Source organism: Pseudomonas parasichuanensis, assembly GCF_021601385.1.
In the GTDB taxonomy this organism is placed as follows: domain Bacteria; phylum Pseudomonadota; class Gammaproteobacteria; order Pseudomonadales; family Pseudomonadaceae; genus Aquipseudomonas; species Aquipseudomonas parasichuanensis.
Genome location: NZ_BQHO01000062.1, coordinates 1 through 12154 on the forward strand (window position 1 = coordinate 1; position 12154 = coordinate 12154).

At 65.8% G+C, this 12154-nt stretch carries 9 protein-coding genes and 1 pseudogene; all 10 read left to right on the forward strand.

Annotated elements, in window-relative coordinates; genetic code table 11:
• A partial coding sequence (locus L6D77_RS26610) for an extracellular solute-binding protein (protein ID WP_236170216.1) occupies positions 1-1763 on the forward strand: 1763 nt, incomplete at its 5' end.
• Positions 1760-2818, forward strand: a complete 1059-nt coding sequence (locus tag L6D77_RS26615; RefSeq protein ID WP_232884701.1) for a microcin C ABC transporter permease YejB — start codon at positions 1760-1762, stop codon at positions 2816-2818. The genes L6D77_RS26610 and L6D77_RS26615, both read left to right, overlap by 4 nt.
• The gene (locus L6D77_RS26620; RefSeq protein ID WP_232884702.1) at positions 2818-3834 is read left to right on the forward strand and encodes an ABC transporter permease; all 1017 of its coding nucleotides are present in this window, start codon (positions 2818-2820) and stop codon (positions 3832-3834) included. The genes L6D77_RS26615 and L6D77_RS26620 overlap by 1 nt, the downstream gene beginning before the upstream one ends.
• A 54-nt stretch (positions 3835-3888) precedes the next feature.
• Entirely contained in the window at positions 3889-5274 is a 1386-nt protein-coding gene (locus tag L6D77_RS26625; RefSeq protein WP_232884703.1) for a sigma-54 interaction domain-containing protein, read from the forward strand.
• Between the two features lie 275 nt (positions 5275-5549).
• Positions 5550-6941, forward strand: a complete 1392-nt coding sequence (locus L6D77_RS26630; protein ID WP_232884704.1) for a GntP family permease — start codon at positions 5550-5552, stop codon at positions 6939-6941.
• 10 nt (positions 6942-6951) lie between these two features.
• Positions 6952-7722: a 3-hydroxybutyrate dehydrogenase gene (gene hbdH / locus L6D77_RS26635; protein ID WP_232884705.1), complete on the forward strand. Its 771-nt coding sequence runs from the start codon at positions 6952-6954 to the stop codon at positions 7720-7722.
• A 55-nt stretch (positions 7723-7777) separates the two neighbouring features.
• The gene (gene eco / locus L6D77_RS26640; RefSeq protein WP_232884706.1) at positions 7778-8257 is read left to right on the forward strand and encodes a serine protease inhibitor ecotin; all 480 of its coding nucleotides are present in this window, start codon (positions 7778-7780) and stop codon (positions 8255-8257) included.
• A 71-nt stretch (positions 8258-8328) separates the two neighbouring features.
• Positions 8329-10287 carry an acetoacetate--CoA ligase gene (locus L6D77_RS26645; protein WP_232884707.1) on the forward strand — a complete coding sequence of 653 codons (1959 nt, stop codon included), beginning with the start codon at positions 8329-8331 and terminating at the stop codon, positions 10285-10287.
• Positions 10288-10323: 36 nt separating this feature from the next.
• On the forward strand, positions 10324-10599 hold the full coding sequence (locus tag L6D77_RS26650) for a peptidylprolyl isomerase (RefSeq protein ID WP_008095636.1): 276 nt from the start codon (positions 10324-10326) through the stop codon (positions 10597-10599).
• Positions 10600-10724: 125 nt separating this feature from the next.
• Positions 10725-12154: pseudogene (locus L6D77_RS26655) on the forward strand (autotransporter outer membrane beta-barrel domain-containing protein); the annotation flags it as partial.

Consider the following 12154-nt stretch of genomic DNA (forward strand, 5'->3'; position numbering starts at 1 on the left):
TCACCGTCTACGGTGAAGCCCCCCGCTACCCCGCCAGCTTCCAGCACTTCGCCTACGTCAACCCGGACGCGCCCAAAGGCGGCAGCCTGCGCCGTTCGGCCCTGGAGATCGGCCAGTTCGACCACATCCTGCCGTTCATCGACAAGGGCATTGGCGTGAGCCAGGTCGAAGGCTGGCTATACGCGCCGCTGGCCATTCGCGCTTTCGACGAGCCCTACACGGTCTATGGCCTGATCGCCCAGCGCCTGGAGCGCGGCCCCGACGACGCCTGGCTGCGCCTGTACCTCGACCCGCGCGCCACCTTCGCCGACGGCAAGCCGGTGCGCGCCGAGGATGTGCGCTTCACCTACCAGCTGCTGATGAGCAAGGGCAGCCTCACTTACCGCACGCGCTATGCCGAAGTGGCCGGGGTGACTGTCGAAGGCCCGCGACAGATCCGCTTCGACTTCAAGCAGCCGCACGGCCGCACCCTGGCGCTGGACCTGGCCAGCCTGCCGGTACTGCCCGAGCACGACTGGCAGCAACGTGACTTTGCCAACGGCGCCGGCTTCGACAAGCCCGTGGGCAGCGGCCCGTATCGCATCAGCCGGATCGACAACGGCCGCAGCATCACCTTCGAACGCAACCCGGACTGGTGGGCCAAAGACCTGCCGGTGGCCCGCGGCCTGTACAACTTCCAGCGCCTGCGCATCGAGTACTTCGGCGACACCGAGGTGGCGCGCCAGGTGCTCAAGGGCGGCGGCTACGACTACAACCGCGAGTTCTCCGCAACCGCCTTTACCCTCGGCTACAACGGCGCCCAGCTCGACGACGGCCGCCTGCAACGCGCCCACCTGGGCCCGGCCAAGCCGCAGGTGGCCCAGGGTTTCGTGTTCAACCTGGCCAAGCCGCAGTTCCAGGACCGCCGCGTGCGCCAGGCCCTGGGCATGCTCTGGGACTTCGAGTGGAGCAACCGGCAGATGATGCGCAACCTGTACATCCGCCAGCAGAGCCTGTTCTCCAACACCCCACTGGCAGCCAGCGCGCTGCCAGACGCAGACGAACTCAAGCTACTCGAACCGCTGCGCGGCCAGGTGCCCGACGACGTGTTCAGCCAGGTGTTCAGGGCCCCGGTCACCGACGGCTCGGGGATCATCCGCCCGCAACAGTTGCAGGCCCTGGCCCTGCTCCAGGCCGCCGGCTGGCATCCAGAGGGCGATCGCCTGGTCAACGCCCAGGGCGAACCGTTGAGCTTCACCTTCCTCAACGGCCAGTCGGGCATGGAGCGCCTGCTGCTGCCGTGGAAGCGCAACCTGGCGCAGATCGGCATCGAGCTGAACATCCGCAACGTCGACGCCGCCCAGTACGTCAACCGCCTGATGGCCCGCGACTACGACATGGTCGTCACCGGCTACCCGGTGACCCTGTCGCCGGGCAGCGAGCTGTACAACTACTTCGGCTCCGCCGCAGCCAACGACCCCGGTTCGAACAACCTGATGGTGCTCAAGGACCCGGCGGTGGACCACCTGCTCGACGGGCTGGTGCGCGCCAGCAGCCAGCCCGACATGCTGCGCCATGCGCATGCCCTGGACCGGGTGCTGCAATGGAACTACTACTGGATCCCCAACTACTATCCGCCGGGCAGCTCGACGGTGTGGTGGAACCGCTTTGGCCTGCCCAAGGTGCAGGCCACCTATGACGAAGGCCTGGACACCTGGTGGGAGGTCAGCCCGACGGCACTCACCACCGAACAGATGGCCGAACGGCTTGGGAAACAGCCATGACCAGCTACATCCTGCGCCGCCTGCTGCTGATCATCCCCACCTTGCTGGCGATCCTGCTGGTCAACTTTGCCATCGTCCAGGCCGCCCCCGGCGGCCCGGTGGAGCAGGCCGTGGCGCGCTTGCAGGGTATCGGCGGCGGCGCCCCCGGCGCACGGGCCGAGGCGGTGCACGGCGAGTCCCGCGCCACCCGTGGCCTGGACCCCAAGCTGATCGAGGAGATCAAGCGCCAGTACGGCTTCGACAAATCCGCCCCCGAGCGGCTGTGGCTGATGCTCGGCCAGTACGCCCGACTGGACTTCGGCCAGAGCTTCTTCCGCGGCGCCAAGGTCACCGACCTGATCCTGGAGAAACTGCCGGTGACCTTGTCACTGGGCTTCTGGGCGACGCTGATCACCTACCTGGTGTCCATCCCGCTGGGCATCCGCAAGGCGGTGCGCCATGGCAGCCGCTTCGATGCCTGGAGCAGCGCGCTGATCGTGGTGGGCTATGCCCTGCCCTCGTTCCTGTTCGCCCTGCTGCTGATCGTGCTGTTCGCCGGCGGCACCTCGCTCAACTGGTTCCCTGTGCGCGGGCTGGTGTCGGACGACTTCGACCAGCTCAGCCTGCTGGGCAAGGTCGCCGACTACTTCTGGCACTTGGTGCTACCGGTCGGCGCCTTGGTGATCGGCGGTTTCGCCACCTTGACCCTGCTGACCAAGAACGCCTTCCTCGACGAAGTTTCCCGCCAGTACGTGGTCACTGCCCGGGCCAAGGGCCTGAGCGAGCGCCGGGTGCTGTACGGCCATGTGCTGCGCAACGCCATGCTGCTGGTGGTGGCCGGGTTGCCCCAGGCGCTGATCACGGTGTTCTTCGCCGGCTCCCTGCTGATCGAGGTGATCTTCTCCCTCGATGGCCTGGGCCGCATGAGCTACGAGGCGGCGGTGTCGCGGGACTACCCGGTGGTGTTCGGCACGCTGTTCATCTTTACCCTGGCCGGGCTGCTGATCCGCCTGATCGGCGACCTCTGCTACACCGCGCTCGACCCGCGCATCGACTTCGACGCGAGGGGCCGCTGATGCTCTCGCCCATCGCTCGCCGCCGCCTGAAGCGCTTTCGCGCCAACCGCCTTGGCTGGGTCTCGCTGTGGCTGTTCGCCGGCCTGTTGGTACTCAGCCTTGGCGCGGAGCTGGTGGCCAACGACAAGCCCTTGCTGCTGTCGTACAAAGGCCAGCTGTATACCCCCGCGCTCAAGCGCTACACCGAGCAGCAGTTCGGCGGCCAATTGCCGTTCCAGCCCGACTACCGAAGCCAGTATGTGCGCCAACTGATCGAAGGTCAGGGCGGCTGGATGCTGTTCGCGCCAATCCCGTTCAGCGCCGACACTCCCAACTACGACCTGCAGGTGCCCACACCCAGCCCACCCAGTGCGGTCAACTGGCTGGGCACCGACGACCAGGGCCGTGACGTGTTGGCCCGGGTGCTGTATGGCACACGGGTATCTTTGCTGTTCGCCTTTGCCCTGACCGTACTCAGCGTGCTGATCGGCGTTACCGCCGGCGCCTTGCAGGGTTATCACGGGGGCTGGGTCGACCTGCTCGGGCAGCGCTTGCTGGAGGTGTGGTCGGGGTTGCCGGTGCTGTACCTGCTGATCATCCTGTCGGGCTTCGTCGAACCGGATTTCTGGTGGCTGCTGGGGATCATGGCGCTGTTTTCGTGGCTGGCACTGGTGGATGTGGTGCGCGCCGAATTCCTGCGCGGGCGCAACCTGGAGTACGTCAAGGCGGCCCGTGCGCTGGGGCTGCCGGACAGCCAAGTGATGCTGCGGCACATCCTGCCCAACGCCATGAACGCCACGCTGACCTACGTACCCTTCATGCTCACCGGGGCGATCACTACCCTTACGGCGCTGGATTTCCTCGGCTTCGGCATGCCTGCGGGCAGCGCGTCGCTGGGCGAACTGGTGACCCAGGGCAAGCAGCACCTGGAGGCGCCGTGGCTGGGCTTTACCGCGTTCTTTGCCTTGGCGCTGATCCTGTCGTTGCTGGTGTTCATCGGCGATGCGCTGCGTGAGGCGTTCGATCCACGGCGGTAATAGCTGCACGCTCCTGCAGTTTTCGCGCGAATCATGAATCAACGGACAGCTTCCATGCACGACAACCTCAAGGACTATCCCCAGGTCCGCCAACTGGCCATCCGCTCGCTGTTCGAGATCATCGAGCAGTCCAGCGAAGGCACGGTGATCGTCGACCGCCAGGCGCGCATCGTCTGGATGAACGAGCGTTACGCCCGGCGCTTCGGCCTGGCTGACGCCGCCAGTGCCATTGGCCAGCCCTGCGAGGCAGTCATACCCGGTAGCCTGATGCGCGAGGTGGTGAGCAACGGCAAGCCGATCCTGCTGGACATGCTCGACACCCCCAACGAGCCGCTGGTGGTAATGCGCCTGCCGATCCACGACGACCAGGGCGCCCTGATCGGCGCCATCGGCTTTGCCCTGTTCGACGAGTTGCGCAGCCTGTCACCCTTGCTCAAGCGCTATTCGAGCATGCAGCAGGAGCTGGCCAGCACCCGCTCGCAACTGCGCGCGCGCCAGGCGCGCTACAGCTTCGCCCAGTTCGTCGGCAGCAGCGCTGCATGCCTTGAAGCCAAGCGGCGTGGGCGCCGGGGAGCGGCCAGTGACTCGCCGGTGCTGCTGCTGGGTGAAACCGGTACCGGCAAGGAGCTGCTGGCCCACGCCATCCACGCCGCCTCGGCGCGGGCGCACAAGGCGTTCGTCAGCATCAACAGCGCGGCCATCCCCGAGACCCTGCTGGAGGCCGAGTTCTTCGGCACCGCCCCCGGCGCCTTCACCGGCGCCGAGCGCAAGGGCCGCAGTGGCAAGCTGCAACTGGCCGAGGGCGGCACACTGTTCCTCGACGAGATCGGCGACATGCCCCTGGCGCTGCAAAGCAAGCTGCTGCGGGTGCTGCAAGAGAAGGAATACGAGCCAGTGGGCTCCAACCAGATGCTGCGCAGCGATGTGCGCATCATCGCCGCCACCTCCATCGACCTGCAGGCGGCCATGGCCCGTGGGGCCTTCCGTGCGGACCTGTACTACCGGCTGAACGTGCTGCCGATCGAAGTGCCGCCGCTGCGCGAGCGGCTGGAGGACCTGCCGGCGCTGTGCGAGGCGATCCTGGCCGAGCTGGGCAGCCAGTACGAGCTGGAGCCCGAGGCCCAGGCGCTGCTGGGGCGCCATGGCTGGCCGGGGAACATTCGTGAATTGCGTAACGTGCTGGAGCGCGCAACCTTGCTGGCGGACCAGCCGCGGTTGAATGTGGCGGACCTGATCAGCGCCTTGGGGCCGCTGAGCCCGGTGGCAGCGGCCGCGCCGGCGCTGGACTATCGCCAGGCGTGCGCGCAGTTCGAGCGAGGGTTGATTGTCGATGCCCTGGCGCGCAGCGCCGGGAATGTGCCGGAGGCGGCGCAGGCGTTGGGGTTGGGGCGGTCGACCTTGTATAAGAAGATGGTGGCGCTGGGGATCATGTCTCAGTAAAGAGAGTAGCGTTTCCTTTTTGAGACTGATGCGAGGGCTTTGCCCTCGTTCGCGGCGCAAGGCCGCTCCTACAGGGGCAGCGGCAAGCAATGACCACCTCTGTAGGAGCGGCCTTGTGCCGCGATGGGCCGCACAGCGGCCCCAAATTCTCCGAACAGAGACACGCACCTCAAGCGAATAAATTTTATTCATAAAAATCAATGCGTTAAGTAATTGGCACGATTCCCGCTATCTGCATTTCCAACCATAAAAACAACAGTTGGAGATCCCCCACGATGACCGTGCTCATCGCCCTCGCTGCCCTGGCCCTGCTGATGCTGGCCGCCTACCGTGGCTACAGCGTCATCCTGTTCGCCCCCATCGCCGCCCTTGGCGCCGTGCTGCTCACCGACCCCGCCGCCGTGGCGCCCGCCTTTACCGGGGTGTTCATGGAGAAAATGGTCGGCTTCATCAAGCTGTATTTCCCGGTGTTCCTGCTGGGCGCGGTGTTCGGCAAGCTGATCGAGCTGTCGGGCTTCTCCCGCTCGATCGTCGCCGCTGCCATCCGCCTGCTCGGTACCCGCCAGGCGATGCTGGTGATCGTGCTGGTGTGCGCCCTGCTCACCTACGGTGGCGTGTCGCTGTTCGTGGTGGTGTTCGCGGTGTACCCGTTCGCCGCCGAGATGTTCCGCCAGAGCAACATCCCCAAGCGGCTGATTCCGGCAACCATCGCCCTGGGTGCGTTCTCGTTCACCATGGACGCGCTGCCCGGCACCCCGCAGATCCAGAACATCATCCCCAGCACCTTCTTCAACACCACCGCCTGGGCGGCCCCCTGGCTGGGCCTGATCGGCACGCTGTTCGTGTTCAGCGCCGGCATGCTCTACCTGCAACGCCAGCGCAACAAGGCCCAGCGCAAGGGCGAAGGCTATGGCAGCAACCTGCGCAACGAACCAGAGACCGCCGACGACATCACCCTGCCCAACCCGTGGCTGGCGTTGTCGCCGTTGCTGCTGGTAGGGGTGATGAACCTGCTGTTCACCCACTGGATCCCGCAGTGGTACGGCGCCAGCCACACCCTGCAATTACCAGGCATGGCCGCGCCGGTGCAAAGCGATGTGGCCAAGCTCACGGCGATCTGGGCCGTGCAGGCGGCCTTGCTGGTGGGCATCCTGATGGTGCTGGTGTGCGCCTTCGGTGCCATTCGCCAGCGCCTGGCCGAAGGCACCAAAAGCGCCGTTGGCGGTGCCTTGCTGGCGGCCATGAACACCGCCTCGGAATATGGTTTTGGCGCAGTGATCGCCTCGTTGCCGGGCTTTTTGGTGCTGGCCGACGCCCTGCGTGGCATCCCCAACCCGCTGGTCAACGAAGCCATCACCGTGACCCTGCTGGCCGGCATCACCGGTTCTGCCTCGGGCGGCATGAGCATCGCCCTGGCGGCCATGAGCGAGAGCTTCATCGCCGCCGCCAACGCCGCCAATATCCCGCTGGAAGTGCTGCACCGGGTGGCCGCCATGGCCAGCGGCGGCATGGATACCCTGCCGCACAACGGCGCGGTGATCACCCTGCTGGCGGTCACTGGGCTGACCCACCGCGAAGCGTACAAGGACATTTTCGGTATTACCCTGATCAAGACCCTGGCCGTGTTCGTGGTCATCGCCACGTTCTACGCCACCGGCATCGTCTAAGGAGAACTGCATGACGCTCAATGGCAAGACCGCACTGGTCACCGGCTCCACCAGCGGTATCGGGCTGGGCATCGCCCAGGTGTTGGCAGAGGCTGGCGCGAATATCCTGCTCAATGGTTTTGGCGACCCGGGCGCGGCCAGCGCCGCGATCGCTCGGCACGGGGTGAAGGTTGTACACCACCCGGCCGACCTGTCCGATGTGGCGCAGATCGAGCAGATGTTCGCCATGGCTGAACGCGAGTTCGGCGCACTCGACATCCTGGTCAACAACGCCGGCATCCAGCATGTGGCGCCGGTCGAGCAGTTCCCGGTCGAGGCCTGGGACAAGATCATCGCGCTCAACCTCTCGGCGGTATTCCATGGCAGCCGCCTGGTACTACCGGGCATGCGCGCGCGGGGCTGGGGGCGGATCATCAACATCGCCTCGGTGCACGGCCTGGTGGGCTCCACCGGCAAGGCGGCCTATGTGGCGGCCAAGCACGGCGTGGTCGGGCTGACCAAGGTGATCGGCCTGGAAACCGCCACCAGCAACGTTACCTGCAATGCCATCTGCCCCGGCTGGGTGCTGACCCCGCTGGTGCAGAAACAAATCGATGATCGTGCCGCCAACGGCGGCGATCCACTGCAGGCGCAGCATGATCTGTTGGCCGAGAAACAGCCTTCGCTGGCCTTCGTCACACCCCGTCACCTCGGTGAGCTGGTATTGTTCCTCTGCAGCGAGGCCGGCAGCCAGGTTCGCGGTGCCGCCTGGAACGTCGATGGTGGCTGGCTCGCCCAGTGAGGGCGGGCGTTGAGCCTGGCACGGCCTTGCATTCGTTTATCTGCAAGGAGGCCTTATGCGCCAAGCCCAACTTACTGCGTTTCTGTCCCTCACCCTGGCTGCCGCCGCCCCGGCGATGGCCGCCAGCCTGAAGGATGTCGCGCCCTACCCCGAGGCGGAAAAAGGCTTCACCCGGCAGGTGATCCACCTGCCGGCCCAGGCCGATGAATCGGCCTTCCAGCTGGAAGTGATCGCCGGCAAGACACTGAAGGTGGACTGCAACCACCAGCGCCTTGGCGGCAAACTCGAAGAGCACACCCTGCAAGGCTGGGGCTACAGCTACTACCGCCTGGACAAGGTCGGCGGCCCGGCCAGCACCCTGATGGCCTGCCCGGACAACACGAAAACCGACGCCTTCGTACCGGTAGTCGGTGACGGCTTCATGCTGCGCTACAACAGCAAGCTGCCGGTGGTGGTGTACGTGCCCAAGGGTGTCGAGGTGCGCTACCGGGTATGGTCGGCTTCGCCGGACGTACAAACGGCTAAAGTGGAGTAACCGTATCGTCGGCGACCCCGCACCCGGGGTTGCCGACGATGAGGCCACCGATCATCTGCAGAGGGTCCGGCATGAACGAAATACTCTGGCGCCCCTCCACCTCACAGCTCGAAGCCAGCCGGATGGAAGCCTTCCGCCGCCGGGTCAACCTGCGCTTCAACCTGCAGCTCGACGATTACGCCGCCCTGCACTGCTGGAGCATCGAGCACCGTGCCGCGTTCTGGCAGACCCTCAGTGAATACTTCCATGTGCAATGGCACACGCCGGCAAGCCAAGTGTTGATCGAGGGCCCGCACCTGCGCGATGCCCGCTGGTTCGCCGGTGCCACCCTCAATTTCGCCGAGCACCTGTTGCAACGCCGCGATGACCGCCCCGCCGTGGTCGCCGTGCGCGAGGACGGCAGCCGCCACAGCCTGACCCACAACCAGCTGGCCGCCCAGGTGGCCGGCCTGCAGCACGCCTTCCGGCAGGCCGGCATCCAGCCCGGCGACCGCATAGGCGCGGTGATGCCCAATAGCTGGGAAACCCTGGTGGCGATGCTCGCCGCCAGCAGCCTGGGGGCGGTGTGGTCCAGCTGCTCTCCGGAGTTCGGCACCCACGGTATCATCGACCGCTTCGGGCAGATCGCACCGAAACTGCTGATTGCCTGCGCGGGCTATGTCTACGCCGGCAAAACCGTGGACCAGGTCGACAAAATCAACCAGGTCGTCGCCCAGCTGCCGCAGTTGCAACACCTGCTGGTGGTGCCCTACACCCGCGAGCAAACCCGCCGCGAGGAATTCGGCGGGCCACAGGTCGCGCTGTGGGACGATTTCTTCCAGCCCGGCGGCAGCCCGACTTTCGTCGCCCTGCCCTTCGATCATCCGCTGTACATCCTCTATTCCAGCGGCACGACCGGGGTGCCCAAGTGCATTGTCCACCGGGCTGGCGGCGTTCTGCTGCAACACCTCAAGGAACACGGCCTGCACAACGACCTGAAGGCCGACGATGTGCTGTTCTACTACACCACCTGTGGCTGGATGATGTGGAACTGGCTGGTCTCGGGCCTGGCCGTTGGCGCCACCCTGGTGCTGTACGACGGCTCGCCCTTGCACCCGGGCCCGGAGCGGCTGCTCGACCTGATCGACAGCGAAGGCATCCACGCCTTCGGCACCAGCCCCAAGTACCTCGCAGCCCTGGAACAGGGGGGTGTCGAGCCGATGAAAAGCCACCGCCTTGATAGCTTGAGGCTCCTGTTGTCTACAGGTTCCGCGCTGTCGCCACACAGTTACGATTTCGTCTATGCCAAGCTCAAGGCCGATGTGTGTCTGGCCTCGATGTCCGGCGGCACCGATATCGTCTCCTGCTTCGTGCTCGGCAACCCACTGCTACCGGTGCGCCGTGGCTTGATCGCAGGCCCGGGCCTGGGCATGGCGGTGCAGGTGTGGAACGAGAAAAGGCAGCCGGTGATCGACCAGAAAGGCGAGCTGGTGTGTACCCAGGCGTTCCCGTCGATGCCCCTGGGTTTCTGGGGCGACGACGATGGCAGCCGTTACCACGATGCCTATTTCAGCCAGTTCGACGGGGCCTGGTGCCAGGGCGACTACGCCGAGCAGCGTGCCGGCGGCGGCCTGGTGATCCATGGCCGTTCGGATGCCGTGCTCAACCCCGGCGGCGTGCGCATTGGTACCGCGGAGATCTACCGGCAAGTGGAAAAGATCGAGCAAGTGCTGGAAAGCGTGGCCATCGGCCAGGACTGGCACAACGATGTGCGCGTGGTGCTGTTCGTGCGCCTGCGCGAAGGCCTGCAGCTGGATGACGCGTTGCGCCAGCGCATCCGCGCGGTTATCCGCCAGTACACCAGCCCGCGCCACGTCCCAGCGGTGATCGCCCAGGTGACCGACATCCCGCGCACCCTCAGCGGCAAGCTGGTGGAGCTGGCGATCCGCAATGTGGTGCACGGCCTGCCAGTCAGCAACACCGATGCCTTGGCCAACCCCGAGGCACTGGAGCAGTTCCGCGACCGCGCAGAGCTGCGCGATCAGGCATAATGGCGGCCTTTTTCGCCCCGAAGTACAGGTATCCCCATGAAAGCCCAAGCCCGCCATATCCTGGTCAAGACCGCTGATGAAGCCGAGAAGCTCAAGCAGCGCATCGCCAATGGTGAAGCCTTCGACGTGCTGGCGAAGAAGTTCTCCACCTGCCCCTCCGGCAAGCGTGGCGGCGACCTCGGCGAAGTTCGCCCCGGGCAACTGGTCGGCGCCATCGACCAGGTGATCTTCAAGAAGCCCTTGCGGGTGGTGCACGGGCCGATCAAGAGCAAGTTCGGCTACCACCTGGTGCAGACCTTCTACCGCGACTGACCAGGCAATGGCCCTTGGCCACCTGACAGTTTTGCCAGTTGCGCCCCTCTTGCTGAACGCTGTACATCGCGGGTAATCCCGCACCTCGGCGGGCTCTGTGCACAACGGAGGCCCTGGCGATGCACATGCGTCTGTTACTGGCACTGCTGCCCTTGCCCCTGCTGATGCTTGCCGATGCCCAGGCAGCCTGCAGTTTCAGCTCCGGGGCAGGCAACGACAGTTACCTCTGCGACAGTGGCAGTGCCACGTCCTTGGTCGATACCAGCGGCAACAACAGCCTGCTGCTGCCCGCCGGCGGCACCGGCACGATCACCGGCAACGTCACCTTCGGCGCAGGCCAGGACAGGATCGACATGGCCTCGGGGACAATCGGCGGCGACGTCAACCAAGGGGCCGGCATCGACACCTTCAGCATGAGCGGCGGGGTCATTGGCGGCGACCTCAATCAAGGCGATGGCCTGGACACCTTGCGCATGACCGGCGGCTGGATCAAAGGCACGTTCGACAGCGGTGACCAGGCCCAGATGGACGGCGGGCGCATCGGCAGCGTCAACATGCGTTTGGACAAGAATGTCTTCATCCTGCGCGGCGGCAGTATCGACCGTAACCTCATCACCGGCTTCGACGACGACTACGTCGAAGTGTTCGGCGGCAGTGTGGGCGGCAATATCAGCGTCAGCGGTGGCAATGACCAGGTGCTGATCCACGGTGGCCAGGTGGGCGGCAGCATCTTGATGAGCACCGACGACGACCGCTTCACCTGGACCGGTGGGCGCATTGGCACGCGGGTAGACATGGGGCCGGGCAACGACACGGCGCTGCTCCAGGGGTTGGCCAGCGACGCCCTGGACATCCCGCTGGACGGTGGCGGCGGCAACGACAGCTTGACCTTCTCTGGCAGCCAGGCCACAGGTGGCGCCCGCTACCTCAACTGGGAGCGTATCGAGCTTGCGGGCGGCAGCCGTTTGCAGCTCGACGACACCTTGCTGCTCGGCGATGCCGCCACTGCCACCGGCACACTGCTGATTGGCCCCGACAGCACCCTGGCCTCGCGCCAGGGCACGGTTGCGGCCTTCGCCAGCGGCCAGCGCGTGCTGCTGAACAACGCTGGCACCCTCGACCTGAGTACAGGCAACGACGCTGCGGGGCGGCTGCGGGTGAGCGGCGACTACAACGGCGACAACGGGGTGTTGCGCCTCAATAGCGTGCTTGGACCGGACGGCGCCGCCTCCGACCGGCTGGTGATCAGCCAGGGGAGCATCCGTGGCTCGACCGGCCTGCTGATCAACAACCTCGGCGGTGCCGGCGCGACCACCCAGAGCGATGGCATCCAGGTAGTCGAGGCGCGGGACGGCGCCACCAGCAATGCCAACGCCTTCATCCAGACCCAGACCCTGTCGGCGGGCGCCTACGACTACCGGCTGTTCAAGGGTGGCGTCACCGCAGGCAGCGAGAACAGCTGGTACCTGCGCTCGACCCTGGTCGCGCCCCCTGCGCCTGTGTCTACACCTACGCCTGACCCCGACCCAACGCCAACGCCGACGCCAGGCGAAAC

What these genes read in the sequence shown, in the direction of transcription:
- L6D77_RS26615 (WP_232884701.1), top strand. Translation starts at nt 1,760, where the DNA reads ATGACCAGCTACATCCTGCGCCGCCTGCTGCTGATCATCCCCACCTTG.
- L6D77_RS26620 (WP_232884702.1), top strand. Translation starts at nt 2,818, where the DNA reads ATGCTCTCGCCCATCGCTCGCCGCCGCCTGAAGCGCTTTCGCGCCAAC.
- L6D77_RS26625 (WP_232884703.1), top strand. Translation starts at nt 3,889, where the DNA reads ATGCACGACAACCTCAAGGACTATCCCCAGGTCCGCCAACTGGCCATC.
- L6D77_RS26630 (WP_232884704.1), top strand. Translation starts at nt 5,550, where the DNA reads ATGACCGTGCTCATCGCCCTCGCTGCCCTGGCCCTGCTGATGCTGGCC.
- hbdH (WP_232884705.1), top strand. Translation starts at nt 6,952, where the DNA reads ATGACGCTCAATGGCAAGACCGCACTGGTCACCGGCTCCACCAGCGGT.
- eco (WP_232884706.1), top strand. Translation starts at nt 7,778, where the DNA reads ATGCGCCAAGCCCAACTTACTGCGTTTCTGTCCCTCACCCTGGCTGCC.
- L6D77_RS26645 (WP_232884707.1), top strand. Translation starts at nt 8,329, where the DNA reads ATGAACGAAATACTCTGGCGCCCCTCCACCTCACAGCTCGAAGCCAGC.
- L6D77_RS26650 (WP_008095636.1), top strand. Translation starts at nt 10,324, where the DNA reads ATGAAAGCCCAAGCCCGCCATATCCTGGTCAAGACCGCTGATGAAGCC.